General features: G+C 68.6%; 14 protein-coding genes. 9 read left to right on the top strand and 5 right to left on the bottom strand.

Annotation, left to right across the window (positions count from 1 at the left end):
- Positions 1–10 precede the first annotated feature (10 nt).
- Entirely contained in the window at positions 11–607 is a 597-nt protein-coding gene (locus K2R93_19505) for a DUF502 domain-containing protein (GenBank protein MBY0492037.1), read from the bottom strand.
- A 144-nt stretch (positions 608–751) separates the two neighbouring features.
- Between K2R93_19505 and K2R93_19500 the strand changes: the two genes are divergently transcribed.
- The 5 genes from K2R93_19500 to K2R93_19480 all read left to right on the top strand — a co-directional run bounded on the left by K2R93_19500 (position 752) and on the right by K2R93_19480 (position 8249).
- A complete protein-coding gene (locus K2R93_19500) occupies positions 752–3733 on the top strand; it encodes a prolyl oligopeptidase family serine peptidase (GenBank protein MBY0492036.1) in 2982 nt (993 codons plus the stop codon).
- On the top strand, positions 3733–4524 hold the full coding sequence (locus K2R93_19495) for a TIGR00266 family protein (protein ID MBY0492035.1): 792 nt from the start codon (positions 3733–3735) through the stop codon (positions 4522–4524). The genes K2R93_19500 and K2R93_19495 overlap by 1 nt, the downstream gene beginning before the upstream one ends.
- 100 nt (positions 4525–4624) lie before the next feature.
- The gene (gene speA, locus K2R93_19490; GenBank protein MBY0492034.1) at positions 4625–6583 is read left to right on the top strand and encodes a biosynthetic arginine decarboxylase; all 1959 of its coding nucleotides are present in this window, start codon (positions 4625–4627) and stop codon (positions 6581–6583) included.
- Entirely contained in the window at positions 6580–7305 is a 726-nt protein-coding gene (locus K2R93_19485; GenBank protein ID MBY0492033.1) for a YIP1 family protein, read from the top strand. The genes speA and K2R93_19485 overlap by 4 nt, the downstream gene beginning before the upstream one ends.
- 65 nt (positions 7306–7370) lie before the next feature.
- Entirely contained in the window at positions 7371–8249 is an 879-nt protein-coding gene (locus tag K2R93_19480) for a sulfite exporter TauE/SafE family protein (GenBank protein ID MBY0492032.1), read from the top strand.
- Positions 8250–8454: 205 nt separating this feature from the next.
- Here K2R93_19480 and K2R93_19475 read toward each other — a convergent pair whose 3' ends face one another.
- Positions 8455–9057 carry a superoxide dismutase gene (locus K2R93_19475; GenBank protein MBY0492031.1) on the bottom strand — a complete coding sequence of 201 codons (603 nt, stop codon included), beginning with the start codon at positions 9055–9057 and terminating at the stop codon, positions 8455–8457.
- Positions 9058–9156: 99 nt separating this feature from the next.
- Complete coding sequence (locus K2R93_19470; protein MBY0492030.1) at positions 9157–9864, bottom strand: VTT domain-containing protein; 708 nt, start codon at positions 9862–9864, stop codon at positions 9157–9159.
- Between the two features lie 42 nt (positions 9865–9906).
- On the opposite strand from K2R93_19470, the gene K2R93_19465 reads away from it, so the two are divergent.
- Both K2R93_19465 and K2R93_19460 read left to right on the top strand, forming a co-directional pair.
- On the top strand, positions 9907–12648 hold the full coding sequence (locus tag K2R93_19465) for a hypothetical protein (protein ID MBY0492029.1): 2742 nt from the start codon (positions 9907–9909) through the stop codon (positions 12646–12648).
- 9 nt (positions 12649–12657) lie between these two features.
- The gene (locus K2R93_19460; GenBank protein MBY0492028.1) at positions 12658–13725 is read left to right on the top strand and encodes a membrane dipeptidase; all 1068 of its coding nucleotides are present in this window, start codon (positions 12658–12660) and stop codon (positions 13723–13725) included.
- Here K2R93_19460 and K2R93_19455 read toward each other — a convergent pair.
- Together K2R93_19455 and K2R93_19450 are read right to left on the bottom strand one after the other, a co-directional pair.
- Positions 13722–14561: an ABC transporter permease gene (locus K2R93_19455; protein MBY0492027.1), complete on the bottom strand. Its 840-nt coding sequence runs from the start codon at positions 14559–14561 to the stop codon at positions 13722–13724. The genes K2R93_19460 and K2R93_19455 overlap by 4 nt on opposite strands.
- On the bottom strand, positions 14558–15538 hold the full coding sequence (locus K2R93_19450) for an ABC transporter permease (GenBank protein ID MBY0492026.1): 981 nt from the start codon (positions 15536–15538) through the stop codon (positions 14558–14560). The genes K2R93_19455 and K2R93_19450 overlap by 4 nt, the downstream gene beginning before the upstream one ends.
- A gap of 45 nt (positions 15539–15583) precedes the next feature.
- Between K2R93_19450 and K2R93_19445 the strand changes: the two genes are divergently transcribed.
- Together K2R93_19445 and K2R93_19440 are read left to right on the top strand one after the other, a co-directional pair.
- Positions 15584–17152 (top strand): peptide ABC transporter substrate-binding protein, encoded by a 1569-nt coding sequence (locus tag K2R93_19445; protein MBY0492025.1) that lies wholly within the window; start codon positions 15584–15586, stop codon positions 17150–17152.
- A complete protein-coding gene (locus K2R93_19440; GenBank protein MBY0492024.1) occupies positions 17149–19911 on the top strand; it encodes a heparinase II/III-family protein in 2763 nt (920 codons plus the stop codon). The genes K2R93_19445 and K2R93_19440 overlap by 4 nt, the downstream gene beginning before the upstream one ends.
- Positions 19912–19917 lie beyond the last annotated feature (6 nt).

The following is a 19917-nucleotide window of genomic DNA, read 5'->3' as shown; positions in this document are numbered from 1 at the left end:
GGAGAACACGTCAGCTGCGCGGGAGGCGTACGGCGGCAAACTCGCCCGTGGACTGCGACGCCGGTACGAGCCCGGACACGCCACCGGAGACCACGAACGCCATCGCATCTGCGCTCGTCACGTCGATCGGCTCGACGTGCGCCGATGGGACCACGTACAGCTGGCCCGAAAAGTTGTAGGAATGCGGACAGTACACGGCCACGTGCGAGGAGAGGCCGAGGTGGACCAGCGACTCCTGCGTCAGGAAGCCGACCAGCCGCACGCTGCCGTCGGTGCTCACCTTCACCAGCACCGGCTTGTCAAAGCGGCGCTTCTCCCCGACGAACGCGTTCAACAGATCCTTCGTCGAGCCGTAAAGCAGGCGGACGAACGGCAGGCGGGCCATGATGGCCTCGAGCGCGCCCACGGCCGATCGGGTCAGCAGGTTCGAGCCGAGAAAGCCGACCAGCGTGATCAGGACGATCGTGGCGAGGAATCCCGCGCCGGGAATCGGGAGCCCCAGCCACCCATCCACGCGGGTAAAGACCAGCCAGCAGATCCAGATGGTCACCGCCAGGGGGGCGAGCAGGACCAGCCCCCTCGCGAAGTAGCCAACCAACCGTCGCATCGCACTCCTTGGGCATCTGTTTGGCCGGCGCACTGCGTCGGCCCCTCCACGAAGCTCGCGGAATCAATAGCATTCTACCGCAGACGCGGGGCTCCCGGCGACGGGCGCGGCCGGGTCGTCACTTTCTCCCTCCTTCTCCCCGTCATGCGAACTCCCTCGTTGCGCACCGCCCTCCGCGTCTGGTTGTCGTGCGCCGCGGCCGGTTCGGTCGCCGCCTCCGCCCTTGGCGCGCAGGGTACGCCCGCCAATCCGTACACGGCGGTGTCCCGTTGGACGCCACCGGCTCTGCCGGCCGGCAAGAAGCCGATCACGCAGGACACCTACGACGAGTGGCGCAGCATCGCCGGCGGTGCCACGCTCTCCAACGACGGCAAGTGGGCCGTCTACACGGTGAGCCCGGTGGTGGGCGAAGGGGAACTGGTCGTGCGCGCGACGGCCGGCAACACCGAGTACCGCGCCGCGCGCGGCTACACCGGCCGGCCGCAGCTCCAGCCCGCCGCCGACTCGGCGGCCCGGTTCAGCGCCGCGCCGGCGCAGGTGAGTGCCGACTCGCGCTTCGTGGTCTTCGTGACGTATCCGCCCAAGGCCGATGTGGAGCGCGCCCGCATGCGGCGCGGCACGCCCCAGCCGCGCAACGGGATGGGCATCCTGAATCTCGCCGACGGCACCGTGACCCGCGTGCCAAACGTGCGGAGCTTCCGCCTCGCCCGGAATGGCGGGCGCTTTCTGGCCTATCAGCTGGAAGACACCACGGCCGCGGCTGGGCGTGGCGCGGGTGGGGCCAACGGTGCCGGCGCGGCCGGAGCGAACGCCGCCCCCGCCGGGCCGCGCCGCGACTACGGCACCACGCTCGTGCTGCGTGATCTGGCTGCTGGCACCGACACGCGCATCGAGGGCGTAACCAACTTCACCTTCGACGAGAACGAGAAGGTGCTCGCCTACACGGTGACCACGCGCGACGGGGCCAACAACGGCGCATTCGTGCGTACCCTCGCGTCGGGCGCGGTCACCACGCTGCTCGCGGGGACCGGGACCTACCGGAGCCTCACAATCGATCGCGCCGGTGCGCAGGTGGCGTTCCTCTCGGACAATGGCGATACCACGCGCACGCCCAAGATGTCGGTGTACTACGCGTCGCTCACGCCCGCCAAGGGCAAGACGGTCGCCGCCCGCACCCTCGTCGCGGCCAAGGACGCGCCGGCCGGCCTGATGATTGCCGATCGGGGCGCGCTGAGCTTCACCCGCGAAGGGACGGCGGTGCTCTTTTCGCTCGGGAACCCGCCCCTGGACTCCATTCCGGCCGACTCGCTCATCGACAAGGCCGTGTATGACCTGTGGCACTGGAAGGACGCGGCCATCATGCCGCAGCAGAAGCTGACCGCGGCGCGCGATCGCAACCGCACCTACACCGCGATCTACACGCTCGCCGCCAACAAGTGGACGCAGCTCTCGAATGACTCGCTGCGCGTAACTGTGAGCCCCGACGGCAAGCGCGTGCTCGCGGTGAACGCCTTGGAGTACGCCATCCCGCAGTTCTGGGGCGAAGGCGCGAGCGATGTGTTCCTGATCGATCCGCTCACCGGCGCGCGGACGCCGGTCGTCAAGAAGATCGACGGCAATGCGCAGCTCTCACCGACCGGGGCGTACGTCACCTGGTTCGCGGACGGGCACTGGCAGTCGTACAACGTGGCGACGGGCAAGACCGTGAATCTCACGGCCAAGCTGCCGGTCAAGCTGATGGAGGAGGACTTCGATTCTCCCGACATTCCGCCCCCCTACGGCGTCGGGGGCTGGACGAATGGGGATAAGCGCTTCCTCGTCTACGATCGCTTCGATGTCTGGGAGCTCGATCCGGCGGGCGTCGTGGCGCCGCGCAATCTCACCGAGGGCGAGGGCCGTCGCGCCGGGATGACCTTCCGGGTCGTCGACCTCGATCGCGAGGAGCCCGGGCTCGATCCGGCGCAGCCGCTCTATCTGCGCGCCGTGGATACGCTCACCAAGGCCAGCGGCTACTGGCGCGACAAGCTCGGCGTGGAGAGCAAGCCCGAGAAGATTGTCATGGCCGACAAGGCGCTCAACGGGCTGCAGAAGGCGCGCAACGCCGAGCAGTACCTCCTCACGCAGAGCACCTATCGCGAGTTCCCGGATCTCTGGACGGGGACGGCGATTGCGAGCACGACGAAGATCTCCAACGTGAACCCACAGGAGTCCCAGTATCCGCGCGGCACGGTGGAACTCATGAGTTGGACCAACGGCGACGGCATCCCACTGCGCGGCATGCTCTACAAGCCCGAGAACTTCGATCCGTCGAAGCAGTGGCCCATGGTCGTCTACTACTACGAGAAGCTCACCGACGGGCTGCATGGCTACGTGGCGCCGACCGGGCGCAATGTCGTGAACCCGATGGTCTACAACAGCCTCGGGTATCTCGTCTTCGAGCCGGACATCATCTACACCGAAGGGCAGCCCGGACTGAGCGCCGCGAAGGCGATCATTCCCGGGGTGCAGGCGCTCGTGGCGAAGGGCTTCGTGGATCCCAAGCGCATCGGCATCACCGGCCAGTCGTGGGGCGGCTACCAGACGGCGTACCTCATCACGGTGACCAACCTGTTCGCCGCCGCCGTGCCCAATGCGACCGTGGTGAACATGACCAGCGCCTACGGTGGCATCCGGTGGGAGTCGGGGCTCGCGCGGACCTTCCAGTACGAGCACACGCAGAGCCGCATTGGCGGGTCGCTCTGGCAGTATCCGGAGCGGTATATGGAAAACTCGCCGCTCTTCCACCTCGACCGGGTCACGACGCCCGTGCTGTTCATGGCGAACGACAATGACGGGGCGGTACCATGGTACCAGGGGATCGAGTTCTACGTCGCCATGCGCCGCCTGCAGAAGGAGGCCTACATGGTGTCGTACAACGGCGACGGGCATAATCCCACGAAGACCGCCAATCAGAAGGACATCGACAAGAAGATGCAGGAGTTCTTCGGGGTGAAACTCCTCGGGCAGGATCCCCCGTCATGGATGGTGCGCGGCATCCCGTTCCTCGAGAAGGGCCGCGATCAGGTGAAGATGACCACACCGGCTCCGCGCGGCACGACGCCCGCGGGCCCTACCGGAGGCAAGTGATGGCGGCTGACGAAATCGACTACCAGATCATTGGCGATGACCTGCAGGCGGTAATCGTGACCCTCGACCCCGGCGAGGCGGTATTCGCCGAGGCCGGCGCGATGATGTTCATGCGCGAAGGGATCACGATGGCCACCACGCTCGATCCGAACGCGCGCAGCGGCTCGCTGTTCGACAAGCTGGTGGGCGCCGGCAAGCGCGTCCTGGCCGGTGACTCGTTCTTCGTCACGCTCTTCGGCAACAGCGGTGCCCGCCGCGCCGATGTGGCCTTCGCCGCCCCGTATCCGGGCAAGATCGTGCCCCTCAACCTCCGGGATTGGGGTGGCACCGTGATGGCCCAGAAGGACAGCTTCCTCTGCGCCGCCCGCGGCATCGACATCTCGGTGGCCTTCACCCGGAAGATCGGCGCCGGCTTCTTTGGCGGCGAAGGCTTCATCCTGCAGAAGCTCACCGGCGATGGCCTGGCCTTCCTGCACGCCTCGGGGACGCTCCATGCGATCGATCTGGCGCCGGGGGAGACGTTGCGGGTGGACACCGGTTGCCTGGTGGCCTTCCAGCCGACGGTGGACTACGACATCCAGCGCGTGCCGGGGATCAAGACGGCATTGTTCGGGGGCGAAGGATTGTTCTTCGTCCAGCTCACCGGCCCGGGCCGCGTGATCCTCCAGACGCTGCCGTTCTCGCGCCTGGCGGACCGGATCATCGCCGCCGCCCCCCGCGCCGGCGGGCGCTCGCGCGAGGAAGGGTCGGTGCTGGGCGGGCTGGGCGCGCTCCTGGACGGCGACAACTAGCCCGGCGGCCGGGCGCCACCGTCACAATTTCGGACAAATCCAGACGGTTCGCGCCGGCGGCTATCTCCGCCGGCGCGAACCGTCTAGCTTTTTCTCCCTTATGGCTACCCGTATCCAGCCCATCGTCGCGCCGCCTGTGAGCGAGCCCTGGTCCGTTGAGTCCGCCCGCACTCTCTACAACGTGGAGGGGTGGGGCGCCGGCTATTTCGACGTCAACGACCGCGGGCATGTCATTGTGCGCCCCGATCCGGATCATCCGGAGCGCACGATGGATCTGCGCGTCCTCGCCGAAGATCTCGAAGGGCAGGGCATCCAGTTGCCGGTGCTGCTGCGCTTCTCCGACATCCTCAAGTCGCGCATCGAAACGCTCAGCGAGCGCTTCGCGCAGGCGATCAAGGAGTTCGACTACACGGGCGGGTATACCGCCGTGTATCCGATCAAGGTGAACCAGCAGCGGCATGTCGTCGAAGAGATCGTGCGCTTCGGCAAGACGCACGGCGTGGGGCTCGAGTGCGGCTCCAAGCCGGAATTGCAGGCGGTGCTGGGGCTCTCCGAAAGCACCGAGCACCTGATCGTCTGCAACGGCTACAAGGACCACGAGTTCATGCGCCTGGCCCTCATGGGGCAGAAGCTCGGGCACAAGGTCTTCATCGTGCTCGAGCAGGTCAGCGAACTCGATGTGCTGCTCGAGGTGGCCGACGAACTGGGCGTGCAGCCGTGCGCGGGCGTGCGCATCAAGCTCGCGAGTGAGGGCGCCGGTCGCTGGGCCCAGAGCGGCGGCGAGAAGAGCAAGTTCGGCCTCAGCTCGGCCGAACTGATCAAGCTGATCGACAAGCTGCAGGCCGCGAATCGCCTCGACATCCTCAAGCTGATCCACTTCCATCTCGGCAGCCAGATCACCGACATCCGCTTCATCAAGTCGGGGCTGCAGGAAGTGGCGCGCTTCTATCTCGAGTTGCGCTCGCTCGGCGTGGACATCTCCCACGTGGACGTGGGCGGTGGCCTCGGTATCGACTACGACGGCACCAACTCCACGAACAATGCGAGCGTGAACTACACGCTGCAGGAGTACGCCAACGACGTGATCTATACGATCGCCGAGGCGTGCCGTGAAGCCGAGCTCCCGATGCCGCACATCATCAGCGAATCGGGGCGCGCGCTCACGGCGCATCACGCGCTGCTGTTGCTCAAGGTGATCGATGTGGAGTCGCTCGCCGAGCAGCCCGTGCCGGCGCTGCACGACGACGATCACTCGCTGTTGCACGAAATGCACGAAGACTGGCGCACGCTCACCGAGCGGGAGCCCAAGACCCGCAAGGTGCTGGAAGTCTTCCACGATGTGTCGTACGACAAGGAGCGGGCGCGGCAGTACTTCAACTCCGGCGTGCTCAACTTGCGCGGTCTCGCGAAGGCGGAGGTGCTCTGGCTCGCCAGTATGAATGCGATCTATCGCATCGCCAAGGCGGACCCGGACACCTACGAAGACATTCTCCCCGAGCTCGAGTCGAGCCTCGTGGACCGATACTTCTGCAACTTCTCGCTCTTCCAGTCGCTCCCCGACAGCTGGGCCATCGACCAGCTCTTCCCGATCATGCCGATTCACCGGCTGCTCGAAGAGCCGGTCCGGCGCGGCACGCTGCAGGATGTGACCTGTGACTCCGACGGCAAGATCGATCGCTTCGTCGGGGACAAGAACGGTCGCCCGAGCCTGGAACTGCACGAATTCCGGGACGGGGAAGACTATATCCTCGGCATCTTCCTGACCGGCGCGTACCAGGAAATCCTTGGTGACCTCCACAACCTGTTCGGTGATACGAACGCGGTGCACATTCGCCTGAACGACAAGGGCGGCTACGACATCACCGACCTCGTGGAAGGGGACACGGTCACCGAAGTCCTCAACTACGTCCAGTTCGGGGCCTCGCAACTCCTGGCCACGTTCCGCCGTAAGGTGAACGGCACGAACACCATTTCGCGCGAGGAGGCCAACACCTTCATCGCCGAGTTCGTGGCGGGTCTGGAAGGGTACACCTATCTCGAAGGAGAGGCTGCGCGATGAACCGACCGACGATGACGCCCCCGAGCTTGGGCAACGTGTTCGAAGACATGCTCGAAGTCCTCTGGGCGCCATCGACGGTATTCGAGCGGTCGCAGTATCGGACGTTCGGGAAGTACATGCTGGTGATCTTTCTGGTGTGCGCGGTGGTCACGGTCATCGCCGCCAGGCTGACCGGACCATGGCTCGACGCCATGTTCGACTTGTCGATGCAGCAGGCGGCGGCGAGTGGCCGGAGCATTCCGCCGGAGGCGATGGCCTCGGCGCGGAAGTTCGGCAGTATCGGCTTCTATTTTTCGCCGCTCTTTGTCGTGGTGTTGGGTGGTTTCTTCAGCGGCCTGATGCTGCTGCTCGGCAGCAAGATCGTGCAGGCGCCGGTGGCGTATGGTCAGGCGGTCCTCATCGCCGTGCTCGGTTCGATGCCGCGCATCCTCGGGCTGCTCTCCTCGGCGGTCATGGGCCTCGTGCTCGATGGCGACAAGGCGCGGTCGTTGTACGACCTGTCCATCGGGCCGGCGCGCTTCCTCGATCCGACGAAGGTCTCCCCCGTCCTGATGCAGCTGCTGGCCGGCGTGGATCTCTTCAACCTGTGGCAGCTGGTGATCTTTGGCGTGGGCATCTCCGTCGCCGCGCGGGTGGCACGGTCGACCGGTTTCGTCGCCGCCCTGGTGGCCTGGGTGCTCGGAACGGCCCTGCCGATCCTGCCGACCTTGCTGACTCGCTGACCGCGCGCGATTCTCTGCGGCGTCCATAACGCCGCCGGCTGTTCCCACCTCCCCCATCCCCGCGCATGCAACTCGACGCCAAGCAGTGGCTGCTTGGAGGGCTCGCTTTGATGACCCTCTACCACATCGCGACGCTCTGGGCGGGGCTCAAGGGGAAGGCTGATGCCCGGCCCACGCCGCTGCTCATCGGCATCGGCTTCGTGACGAACTTCTTCGACACGCTTGGCATCGGATCCTTCGCCACGACCACGGCACTCTTCCGCGCCACGAAGACGGTGCCGGATGACGAGATCCCGGGCACGCTGAATGCCGGCCACACCATGGCCACGCTGGTGCAGGCGCTGATCTTCACGCAGGCGGTGGATGTCGAGCCGGTCACCCTCATCGGCATGATCGCCGCCGCGGCCGCCGGCGCGTGGGTGGGAGCCTCGTTCGTCGGTCGGTGGCCCATCCAGCGCATCCGCCTCGGCATGGGCATCTGTCTCCTCGGCGCGGCCGCGATGTTCCTCGCGCAGGCCCTGGCCATCCTCCCAGGCGGCGGCGTCGCCACTGGGGTCACCGGCCTCAAGCTCGCCATCGCGCTCGGCGTGAACTTCGGGCTCGGTGTGCTCATGACCATCGGCATCGGCCTCTACGGCCCCTGCATGCTGCTCGTCAGCCTGCTCGGCATGGACCCCAAGGTCGCCTTCCCGGTCATGATGGGGAGCTGCGCCTTCCTCATGCCCACCGCGGCCACGCAGTTCATCAAGCTCGGGCGCATTCACCGCCCGGCCGTCCTCAGCATGATCGTCGGCGGCCTGCCGGCCGTGCTCATCGCGGTCTACGTGGTGAAGTCCATGGACATCTCCACGGTGCGCTGGCTGGTGGCGGCCGTGGTGACGTATACGGCCATCACGCTCCTGCGCAGTGCGAGGACACCCGCACCGGAGGCGGCAATAGCGTGAGGGAAAGATCGCTCGACTAGTGGTCGAGCGTCACTCGCGAATTGGTGCCGGTCACCGGCACCGCATTTCAGGAACCAGGGGGAAGGACAGAGGGGGGAGTGCCGCCGAGGCACTCCCCCCTGAATTCTTCCCCCTGGCTCCTAGAGAACGGTGCGAGTTACGAGCACCGCCCCGCGGGTGACGCTCGACCAGAGGTCGAGCGATCTCAACCGAACCGCTTCGCCACTTCACTCCAGTTCACGACGGACCAGAATGCGCTGAGGTAATCCGCGCGCCGGTTCTGGTACTTGAGGTAGTACGCGTGCTCCCACACGTCCACGCCGAGGAGGGCGTGCTTGCCTTCCATGAGCGGGTTGTCCTGGTTCGGCGTGCTCATGATCGACAGCGCGCCGTCGTTGCCCTTCACGAGCCACGCCCAGCCGGAGCCGAAGCGACCCATGCCGGCCGCCTGGAACTGCTCCTTGAACGTGGCGAACGAGCCGAACGCCTTCGTGATCGCGTCGGCGAGCGCACCCGTCGGCTCACCGCCGGCATGCGGTGCCATCAGCTGCCAGAAGAGCGAGTGGTTCCAGTGCCCACCGCCGTTGTTGCGCACCGCGGTGCGCACCGCCTCCGGCACCTCGTTGATCTTGCGGCACAGATCGTCGAGCGACCACGACGCGAGCTCCGGCGCCTTCTCGATGGCGGCGTTGAGATTCGTCACGTAGGCCTGATGATGCTTGCCATGGTGGATCTGCATCGTCTGCGAATCGATATGCGGCTCGAGCGCTTCGGGCGCGTACGGCAGCGCGGGCAGGGTATGGGCCATCTGGGGCGTCTCCGGTGTGTTGAATGACTGAGGAACTGACGAAAGGTACGCCGACCGCCGCCGAATGCGCAGGCGGGCCGTCGTGCACGGCGAGGTCGACTACGCCGAGGGGGCCGCGCGGCGTCGCTCCTTGAGCCAGGCAATGATGCCGGGCAGGATCGACAGGAACACGACCACGAGAATCACCTTCTCCACGTGCTTGGCCACGGCCGGGACCGTCCGGGCCAGCGCAAAGCCGATGAGCAGCATGCTCCAGATCCACGCCACGCCGCCCACTACGTTGTACATGAGGAACGAGCGGTAGTTCATGCGCCCCACCCCGGCCACGACCGGGGCGAAGGTGCGCACGATGGGCATGAACCGGGCGAGGATGATCGTCTGGCCGCCGTGCTTCTCGTAGAACGCCTGGGCTCGCAGCAGGTGCTTCTTGTTGAAGAGCAGGGAGTCTTCGCGCGTGAAGATGCGCGGTCCGGTGGCCTTGCCCACGTTGTAGCCCACCGTGTCGCCCACGATCGCCGCCACGGTGAGAATCGCCCCGAGCAGCCACACATTCAGCCCAAAGCTGGGATCGGCGGCGAGGAGGCCGGCGGTGACAAGCAGGGAGTCGCCCGGCAGGAAGAAGCCGACCAGCAGCCCCGTTTCGGCGAAAATGATGGCCGTCAGCCCAACGTATCCCGCCCACTGTACCAGGGCGGGGAGATCACGCAGGCGATGGATGAACTCGGTCAGAAATTCCAAGCAAACGTCCAGGCGGGAGGAGGTCGAGCAATCGGCGTGAAAGCTCGGCACCCCTCTGGTCAGGGTCAACCGGCTGGCCAGCCTGGTGACGCGGGCGGTAGCTTCTGGCTCGTGAGTGATTCCCGGCCCCCGCTCCCGGACGCCCGTCCCCTTGAGACCGTGTGTGTGGTCTCCCACACGCACTGGGATCGCGAGTGGTACCACGGGCACGCGCGCTTTCGGCAGCGGCTGGTGGCCCTGATCGACGCCCTGCTGGCTGATCCCGGACCGGGCCCGTTTCTCCTCGACGGGCAGACCATCGTGCTGCGCGACTATCTCGCGGTGCGTGAAGATCGCGCCGAGGCGCTGGGCGCCGCGCTGCGCAGCGATCGTCTGGAGGCCGGGCCGTGGTACGTCCTCGCCGACAACCTGATCCCCTCGGGCGAAGCCATCATCCGTAACCTCGAGGCCGGGCGGCGGTACCTGGCGCGCCTCGGCGCGGCCGCGCCGCGGGTGGCCTACTGTCCCGACACGTTCGGGCATCCCGCGGCGCTGCCGATCATCGCCGCGGGATTCGGCCTACCGGTGGCGGTGGTATGGCGCGGCGCCGGTGGCACGGCGCATCCGCGGAGCGATGCCTTCTGGTGGCGGGCGGCGAACGGCAGTCGTGTGCTCACGTATCATCTCCCCCCGGATGGCTACGAGTTCGGGAGTGCACTCCCCACCGAATGGGGCGCGGTGCGTGCGCGATGGGCCTCGTTGCGCGCGCTCTTCGACGCGCGCACCCGCACTGGGGTCGCGTTGCTGCTCAACGGCGCCGATCACCACGCGCGCCAGCACGCGTTGGGGCACGCGCTCGAGCAGCTGCAGGCCACCGCCGGGACCGTGCGCATCGCGCCGTCGTCGCTGCAGGCCTGGTCGGAGGCGTTCGCTGATGCGGCCGCGTCGGTGGCGCTGCCGACCGTGGAGGGCGAACTGCGCAACTCCTACGGGTACACGTGGACCCTCGGCGGTACGCTCGCCACGCGGGCTCATCAGAAGCGGCGCAACGCACGCCTCGAACGGGGGCTGCTGCGCGACGTGGAGCCATGGTTGGCGTTGGTGCGGTTGCACGATCGCACCGGGGCAACGGCGGCCGTGGACGGCGCGGCGCGCCTCACCATGGCACAGCTCCCGACGCTCCTGCAGCGGGCGTGGGAGGATCTGCTCGAGACACATCCACACGATACGCTGTGCGGCTGCTCCACCGACGACGTCGCCCGCGCGATGGACGCGAGACAGGATGCCGTGGCGGAGCAGGGGCGCGGGCTCCGCGAAGCCGCGCTGCAGCTGGCGCTCCAGCATGACCCGGTGCACGCACGGGAGCGCCGCCCACACGGCGACCCGGCACGACTCGTCCTGCGCAATCGCGCCGCGCGGGACCGCGGCGGTGTGGCCCATCTGCTCCTGCGTGAATGGGTCGGCGATATCGCCGTCGGGCCGGCCAGCGCGGGGGCCGTAGCGCCGCAACGGCCGCCGGGGCGCGCGCTGCCGTCGCTCGGGGCGTGGCCGTTGCAGCGACTCGCCACGCCGCGCGTGGTGGCCTATCGGCGCGAGTCGCCGCAGCACTATCCGGATAACGACGCGATCGTGGAGCATCGTGTCCTGGCGTGGGTCCCGCCGGTTCCGGCGTTCGGCGTGCGCACGGTGCAGGGCATCGCGCACGAGCCGCCCACGGCGGGTCCTGATGCCGCCGTGCGCGTCCACGTCGAAGACCACGTCGCGCATCTCGACAACGGCCACCTCCATGTCACCGTCGACGCGAATGGCCGGGTGACCATCGTGAGCGGGGATCGCCTCGTGCATCGCGCCCTCTCGGTGATCACCTGCGGTGATGAAGGCGACAGCTACACCCCGAAGCCGTTGGTCAGCTTCTCCTTCGACGTCGTGAAGGTCGACGTGCGTGAGCATGGGCCGTTGCGCGGTGCGATTGCCATCACCTGGGCCGCCCCGGAGCTCGATCCGCGCGATCGCGACGAAGGGCCGGTGCGCGTGACGACGACGCTGCGGTTGACTGCGGGGGTGCCGTATCTTGAATGCACCGTGCGCGGGCGCAATGCGCGCACGAATCATCGCCTCCGTCTGGTGTGGCATACCGACGTGGAGCGCGGGCGCGTCACGGCCGACGCCGCCCTTGGGCCCGTGCGTCGAGCTCCCATCGATGCGCCACCGGAGAGCGCCGAGCGCGTTCCGGATGGGCAGCCCCTGCATCGCTGGATCACCGTCGCCAATGCGGAGGTCGGCGCCACGATGTTCAGTGACGGGCTCGCGGAAGCGCATGTGGACGGCGATACCGTCGCACTCACGCTGCTGCGCGCCGTGGGCGAACTCTCCAAACCCGCGCTGGCCACCCGGCCCGGACATGCCGGCTGGCCCGTCGCGACGCCCGACGCGCAATGTCTCGGCGACTTCGAGGCGCGTTGTGCCCTCCTGTTGCACGGGCCGCTCACCAACGCGGTGCTCGCCAGTATCCGCGACGCCGCCGATGACCTGCTCGTGCCGCTGGTCGGGGAGACGTGGATCGATCTCGACGGGAGTGCCACTGCACCAACGGTTCGTGGTGTGGCGCTCGAGGGCGAGGCATTCGAGGTGTCCGCGGTGACGGTGTCGCAGCAGGATGCGCACGCGGTGATCCTTCGCGCCATCAACCTGACCGGGATGACCGCCCAGGGGGCATGGCGTCTCCCCGACGACGGGCCGTGGCGCGCGGAACGGGTATGGCTCGACGAGACGCCCCTGGAGGCCGCCGCCGCCTATACGGAAACCTTGCCGTTTACGGCCGATCCGCACGAAGTCGTGACGTACCGCGTGCGTCGGCATCTCCAATCACACTGAGCTGTCCAAATGACGTCTCGTCGTGAGTTTCTGCACACCGGGTTGCTCGCCACCGCCGGGGCCGCGTTCCTGCCACGCATGGTCGGCGGCACACCGGCGCAGCCCGCATCGGCCCCACTCACCTTCGATCTGCATACGCACCCGGGGATGTTCCCGAACCACGGGAAGCCGGGCTATGTGGTCGATTCATTTGCGGGGACCGTGCGCGGCATGAACACCGGGCACCTGTCGGGCGCGTTCTTCAGTCTGGTGGGTGATGCGCCGCTGATCGAGTCGACGCCCAAGGGGGTGCAGGTGCGTGGCGCGTACGCCGCCGGCGAGGCCCGCGCGGAGTATCCGCGCCAGCTGGCGCTGGTGAAGGCGCAGATTCGCGAGACGAATGCCTTTTTGGCGCTGCGCGCCGACGATCTGGTGCGCGCCCAGCGCGAACAGAAGGTGGCGGCCTTTCTGGCCTGCGAGGGCGGTGAGTTTGTGGACGGCGACCCGGAGCGCGTCGATCTCTTTCATGCCGACGGACTGCGCTCACTCCAGATCGTGCATTACGTACCCAGCGCCCTCGGCGATCTGCAGACGCAGCCCGCGCAGCACCACGGGCTGTCGGCGCTCGGGAAGGCGGTCGTGAAGCGCTGCAACGCGCGTCGGCTGCTCGTCGACGTGGCGCATGCGTCGTTCGAGACGGTACGGGATGTGGTATCGCTGACGACAGCGCCGATCATGCTGTCGCACAGTATCCTGAATCGCGGGGATCCCTCGCGCCTGCTCGCCGCGCGGTCCATTTCGGAGGAGCACGCCAAGTTGGTCGCCAGCACGGGGGGCGTCATCGGCGCGTGGCCGAGCGGCTACAACACGAGCTTCGAGGAGTTCGTCGACAACACGAAGCGGTTGATCGATGTCGTCGGCATCGATCACGTCGGGCTGGGCACCGATATGGACGGCAATCTCAATCCCGTCTTCAGCGCCTATACCCAACTCGCGCAGTGGGGGGACGCCCTGATGCAGCGCGGATTGCGGCGCGACGAGGTCAACAAGGTGCTCGGCGGCAATATGCTCCGGCTGCTGCGCACGGTGATCGGCTAGGCGTCGTCTCGGGCGGCGCGAAGGCCCTCGCCCAGCAGCGTGCACGCCACCACCGTGGTGATCAGCAGCGCTCCGGGGAGCAGGGCAATCCATGGGGCCACCAGGAGCCACTCGCGTCCGCCGGCAATCATGTTGCCCCAACTGGCGGCGGGAGGCTGCACACCGAGGCCCAGGAAACTGAGGCCACTTTCGAGCACGATCGCGTTGCCCACCCCGAGCGTCATGGCCACCGTCGCGCCCCCCAGCGCATTGGGCAGCACGTGGCGCAGCACGGTGCGCCAGGCGGGTACGCCCAGGGCGAGTGCGCCCTCCACGTAGGGCAACGGGCGCACGCCAAGCACCTCGGCGCGCACCAGGCGCATCACCGCCATCCAGCCGGTCACGCCGAGCACCACCACGACCGTGGAGACCCCCGGCCCCCACAGCGCCGCAATCACCAGCAGCAACACGAGGCGTGGCACGGCAAGCATCGTGTCGCCGAGCGCGGTCACCGCCCGGTCGATCAGGCCGCCCCGCCAGCCGGCGAGCGCGCCGAGCAACACACCGATCATCCCCGAGAGCACCGTCCCCGCCACACCTACCAGGAGCGACAGGCGCGCCCCGACCCAGAGGCGGAGCGCGAGATCACGCCCGAAGGCATCCGTCCCGAGCAGGTGAAAGACGCCGCGTCCATCGTGCGACAGGGGCGGCGTGAGTCGCGTGGCGAGGACATCCCCGATCGCTGCCTGCTCGGTCGGGGCGCGAAGGGGAACCACAATGGCGAGGGCGAGCATCAGCAGCAGCACGCCAACACCACCGGTGACGCGCCAGTCGCGCGCGCGCGACGCGCCGTTCACGAGGGGCTCCGGCGGCGCGGGTCCAGCCACCACAGGGCGACATCGGCGAGCAGGTTCGCACCGATCACGGTCGCGCCGTAGATGAGCGTGAGGCCCAGGACCACGGGATAGTCGCGGCCCGCGATCGCCGAGAGCAGGGCGCGACCGAGGCCGGGCCACGCAAACACCTGTTCCACAAACACCGAACCGGCCACGATGCCGGGGAGCGTGAGCCCAAAGAGCACGACCAGCGGCGTCAGCGCGGTGCGCAGGATGTAGCGCCACTCGACACGCGCCCGCGAGAGTCCGCGCGCGAACGCCGCCTGCACGGCCAGCGACCCACGCGCATCGCGCAGGGTTTCGCGGGCGTAACGGGCCACCCCGGCAGCGCCGGGGACCGTGAGCACCAGCAGCGGAAGCATGGCATGACGCCAGCGATCCGCGAGCGACGGATCAGCGCCCGCATCGGGCGATTGCATGCCGAACGCCGGGAGTCGCAACCACGCCGGGAGGCCGAGCCAGACCGCTCCCGATGTGAACAACGCGACCAGCGCGAGCGCCAGCCAGAAGCCCGGCGCTGCGAATAACACCGTGGCCAGTACCGAAGCGGTCCGATCGCCCAGCGTGCGGGCGCGGAGCGCCTGCCAACCGCCCAGCCCGATCCCGATTACGAAGCTGAGAAGGAGCGAGACGCCCCCAAGAAAGAGGGAGATCGGCAACGCGTCACCGATCACGTGCGTCACCGGCCGCGACGTCACCAGACTCGTGCCGAGATCCCCCCGCAGCACGGCACCGATCCACCGGCCATATTGCACACCGAGCGGTGCGTCGAGTCCGAGTCGCGCCCGCAACTCTGCCGCCTCGGCTGCCGTGGCAGTCGGGGCAATCAACAGCGTCGCCGGATCACCCGGCGCCAGATGGACCAGCGCGAAGGTGAGGGTGGTGACGAGCCAGAGCAGGACGAGCGCGTCCACGACGCGCAGCGAGACATGGCGCACGGAGGGATGATGCCCCGCGGAACCCCCGCGTCAACCCGTCGGCGCGTGCGGCGGGCCCTCCACGCGCTGCTGGCGGTGCTGCTGAGCGCCTGCCAGCCCAGCGCGCGCGCGCCGGGGACGGTCGTGATGGCGTCCGGTACCGATCTGGAATCGGGGAATCCGCTGGTCACCGTGCACACCCTGTCGCGGCAGGTGCAGCGGCATGCCCTGTTCGTCACGCTCGTTCGCCTCGACAGCCTGCTGCAGCCGGAGCCGTACTACGCGCGCGCCTGGACGTGGTCCCCGGACCATCGCGCGGTGACCTTCCACCTCGACAGCGCGCTGCGCTGGCACGATGGCGCGCCCACCACGGCGCGCGACGTGGCCTTCACCTACCGCATGGCGCGAGACTCGGCCTTGGGGTCGCCGCGCCGCGGTGAGGCCATGGCGATCGATTCCGTCGTCGCGACCGATGCGTACACCGTGCGCGTCGTGCTTGCGACGGCCCGGGCCACACTCCCGCCGGTGCTCGCCGAGCTGCCGCTGGTCCCCGCGCATCTGCTCGACTCGGTGCCAACCGCGCGGTGGCGGCAGCACCCGTTCGCCACCGCGCCCGTCGGCAACGGGCCGTTCCGCTTTGCGAGTCGGCTCGCCGGCCGGCAGTGGCGCTTTGTGCGCAATGCGGATTTCCCGGCGTCCATGGGTGGTCCGCCGGCGCTGCGTGCGCTGGTGGTTGCCGTGGTGGACGAAGCGGCCACCAAGTTCGCCGGCCTCGTGAGCGGCGAGCTGGATCTCGCGGGGGTCTCGCCGACCATGGCGCGTCTGGTGCAGCGCGATTCCACGCTCGCGCTCGAAACACCCCCCGCGCTCTTCTCCACGGTGCTGGCACTCAATACCACGCGCGCGCCGCTCAACGAAGCGCGGGTGCGTCAGGCCATCGCGTTGTGCCTCGATCGGGCGCGCATCGTCGCGGCGGCGGTGGCGGGATTCGGGACACCCGCGATCAGCAGTTTGCCGCCCGGGCTCCCGGTGTCACCGTCACCGGCCACCGAAACGGCAGCCGACCGCGCCGCCGCCAATCGACGGGCGGACAGCTTGCTGGATGCCGCTGGCTGGCTCCGCGGTCCCGACGGCGTGCGGGTGCGCGACGGGCGGCGCCTCTCGCTCGAACTGCTGACTGTCGGGAGTGGCGAGATGGCGATTGAGCAGCTGGTTCAGGCCGATCTCGCCGCCCGCGGCATTGGGCTCACGCTGCGCGTCTTGGAGCTCGCGACCTTCCTCTCAACGGTGCGCGCGCCGCAGAAGACCTTCGATCTGGCCATCACCGGGATTCCCGGCGACATCGCGCTGGGGCACCTTTCGGCCATGTTCAGCACGGAGCAGCGCGGCGGCGCCCTCGACTACACCGGCTTTCACGCGGCGTCGCTCGATACGGCCCTTGCCACGGCCCGCGGTGCGGCGCCCACCGAGGCCGCCGCGGCGTGGGCACGAGTCGATCAGCGGTTGCAAGCCGACGCCCCAGTCGTGTGGATCTACCACGCCCGGGGCGTGCAGGGGCGCTCGCGCGCGCTGCAGGGCGTGCGGATGGATCTGCGCGGTGAGCTGACCACCGTGGCGCGCTGGACGCGGCCATGAGTCTGCCGCTGGTGCAGGGCGCCAACGCGCTGCTGCCACTGGATCTGGAGCAGCGCCGTCGCGACACGGCACCGGGGACGTCGCTCGGCGCGTTGGCCGACGCGCTCGCCGCGGAACTGGTCCCGGTGAGCACCGCCGATCTGGACGCGATCATTCCGCGCCGGAAGGCGCGCCTGACGCGCGTCGGTGGGCGCTGCCCTCAGCACGGGATCTACCTCGAGTTCGATCCGTGGCAGCCGCATCGGCATCGCTGCCGGCTGTGCGCCGCCGACTACGTCGCACCCGAGCACGACGACTGGTGGGCCATGGGAGCGCAGCTGTGGGTGGCTGAACGGGCCGTGCATGCGGCCGCGTTGTATGCCCTACGTGGCGACACGTCCCACCGCGCGCTGGCCGAGCGCCTCCTCGCGGCGCTCGCCGAGCGGTATCCCACGTATCCCAATCAGGACAACGTGCTGGGGCCCACGCGGCCGTTCTTCAGCACGTATCTCGAGAGTTGTTGGCTGCTCAACATCTGTCAGGCGGTGTCGCTGCTCGAGCAGGTCGGTGCAAGCACCGTGGGTGGGACGGTCCGTGACGCGCTCATCGCGCCGAGTGCCGCGCTCATCGCGGGGTTTCACGAAGGGCGTTCCAATCGGCAGGTGTGGAATGGCACCGCGAGCTTGGTCGCCGCCGTCCTCCTCGGGGAGGCGAACGCCGCGCTCGACGCGCTGCATGGTCCGGATGCTGTGACCGCCTTGCTGCTGTCGGGCCTCGGCGCCGACGGCGGCTGGTACGAGGGCGAGAACTATCACCTCTTCGCGCATCGGGGCTTCTGGCATCTGGTGCAGGCCCTCACGGCGCAGGGCGTATCGCTCGAGGCGGAGGCAGCGCGGCGCTACGCGAACGGCTTCGCCTTCCCATTCTCGGGGCTCCTCCCCGACGAATGCTTTCCATCGCGCAAGGATTCGCAGTATCGCGTCTCTATCCGGCAATGGCGCATCGCCGAGTATCTGGAACTCGGCTACGCGGCTACGCGCGCACCCGTGCTGGCGGGGTTACTCACGCGCGTCTACGACGGGCGCATTGCCACGGTGAGTGATGCGCGCGCCCGCTCCACCGGTGAGGCCGAGCGCAACGAACCGGCCATGGCGCTTTCACGTGCCAGCCTGTCGTGGCGGGCGCTGCTCTTCGCGACGCCCGAGTCGGCACCGACCACGACATGGACGCCGGTGAGCGCCCGGCGGGAGCAGGAGGGGCTCGCGGTGTTGCGACGCGACCAGGCGCGGGTATTCGTCGGGCTCGAGGGGGGCGGTGACGCACGCGGTCACGGTCATCCCGACGCCCTGACGCTCACGCTCCAGGCCGAGCGCGCCCGTCTGCTCGAAGATCCCGGTACCGGCAGTTACGTCGACCGGTCGCTCTTCTGGTATCGCAGCACGCTGGCGCATCATGCGCCGCTCGTGAACGGGTCGTCGCAGCGCGCAGAACCGGCGGTCGTCCTCAATTTCGAGGAGCGCGGCGGTGCGGGGTGGATGCGCAAGCGGGTGCAGCTTGCGCCCGATGTGACGTGCACGCGCTCGGTGGTTGTCCTCGATGGATATCTCGTGGACGTGCTCGAATGGAGTGCGCCGCAGGCGGTGACGCTCACACTGCCGATCGGGGCCGCAGTCGCGCGCGACGCCATCGGCGGGCATGGCGCGTGGCGCCCGGCGGCGCCGCGCGGAGCCGGCGGCGAAGCGGACGGCTTCGACTTCCTGCACGCGCTGCACGAGGCACCGCTCACCGGTCGTCACGTGACGTGGGCGGCGGTCCAGGAAGGGCGGGCCGCGCATGCGTGGTACAGCGCCACGGGCACGCCGCTGGTGTTGCATGCCGCCTGTCCAGGCGCGCCCGGTCTCCCCGACACGACCCGGCTGCTACTCGAAGCGCACGGGGCATCCGGGCGCATCGTCGGTGTGTGGACGTGGGCAGCGCCCGACGACACGGCGGCCGTCGACACGGTCGCGCTGACACCCGACGACCCGATCGTGGCGGCGGTGACGACGCATTGCGGCACACGCGCAGAGCATGGCGCCGCCGAACACGGCTGGCATATCGCGCTGCACGCCGGTGGTGCGCGGAGCAGCATCGATCTCGAGGGGGCCGTGTCACCATGGCCACGGGCGGTGGCGCGCCCCGCCAACGCGACGTCGGTGCGCGTCCATGACGCCCCCATCGCGCTGGTGCTCGACCGCGCGCACTACCTGGCGACCGAAGAGCCGTATGGCGGCGAGAATGCCCCCACCGCCCAGATCCGGATCGAGCGCACCGCCGACGCGGTGCGCATGGCCGTGCGCGTGCAGACGGGGCATGCACTGGTGAGTGTGGGCGGCACCCCCGAAGCGCCGCCCGAGAATCCGTTGGATAACGAGCCGGTGGATGTGAACGCCGATTCGCTGCAGTGGTATCTGGGCGAGGCGGCCTCGGATCAGTGGGCGGCAGCGGGGCTCGCGGCACTCTTGCCCGATGGGCGGGTGCGGACCACGCCGCTGGTCACGCAGTGGTCGGTCACGCCGCTGGTGTCCGCGCGCGCGCACGCCGATGGCTGGCAGATGGAGCTCCGCTTTCCCCTTGCCGCGCTCCCCGACGGGCCGCTTCGCGTCTCCCTCACGATCAACGAGCGCCCGGCGTGGCGGGAGCGGCGGCGCGGCCAGCTGCGGATGGCCGGTGGCGGGTTCCGGCGGTACATCGCCGGTGCCCGCGAGGATGCGGCCGCCTGCCCGGACCTCCTGCGCTAGATTCCG

The organism is Gemmatimonadaceae bacterium (assembly GCA_019752115.1).
GTDB lineage: Bacteria > Gemmatimonadota > Gemmatimonadetes > Gemmatimonadales > Gemmatimonadaceae > Gemmatimonas.
This window is presented reverse-complemented; position numbering and strand designations above follow the sequence as displayed.

Excerpts from the sequence above, each read along its gene's own strand:
- K2R93_19505 (MBY0492037.1), bottom strand. The coding sequence starts at position 607 with ATGCGACGGTTGGTTGGCTACTTCGCGAGGGGGCTGGTCCTGCTCGCC.
- K2R93_19500 (MBY0492036.1), top strand. The coding sequence starts at position 752 with ATGCGAACTCCCTCGTTGCGCACCGCCCTCCGCGTCTGGTTGTCGTGC.
- K2R93_19495 (MBY0492035.1), top strand. The coding sequence starts at position 3,733 with ATGGCGGCTGACGAAATCGACTACCAGATCATTGGCGATGACCTGCAG.
- speA (MBY0492034.1), top strand. The coding sequence starts at position 4,625 with ATGGCTACCCGTATCCAGCCCATCGTCGCGCCGCCTGTGAGCGAGCCC.
- K2R93_19485 (MBY0492033.1), top strand. The coding sequence starts at position 6,580 with ATGAACCGACCGACGATGACGCCCCCGAGCTTGGGCAACGTGTTCGAA.
- K2R93_19480 (MBY0492032.1), top strand. The coding sequence starts at position 7,371 with ATGCAACTCGACGCCAAGCAGTGGCTGCTTGGAGGGCTCGCTTTGATG.
- K2R93_19475 (MBY0492031.1), bottom strand. The coding sequence starts at position 9,057 with ATGGCCCATACCCTGCCCGCGCTGCCGTACGCGCCCGAAGCGCTCGAG.
- K2R93_19460 (MBY0492028.1), top strand. The coding sequence starts at position 12,658 with ATGACGTCTCGTCGTGAGTTTCTGCACACCGGGTTGCTCGCCACCGCC.
- K2R93_19440 (MBY0492024.1), top strand. The coding sequence starts at position 17,149 with ATGAGTCTGCCGCTGGTGCAGGGCGCCAACGCGCTGCTGCCACTGGAT.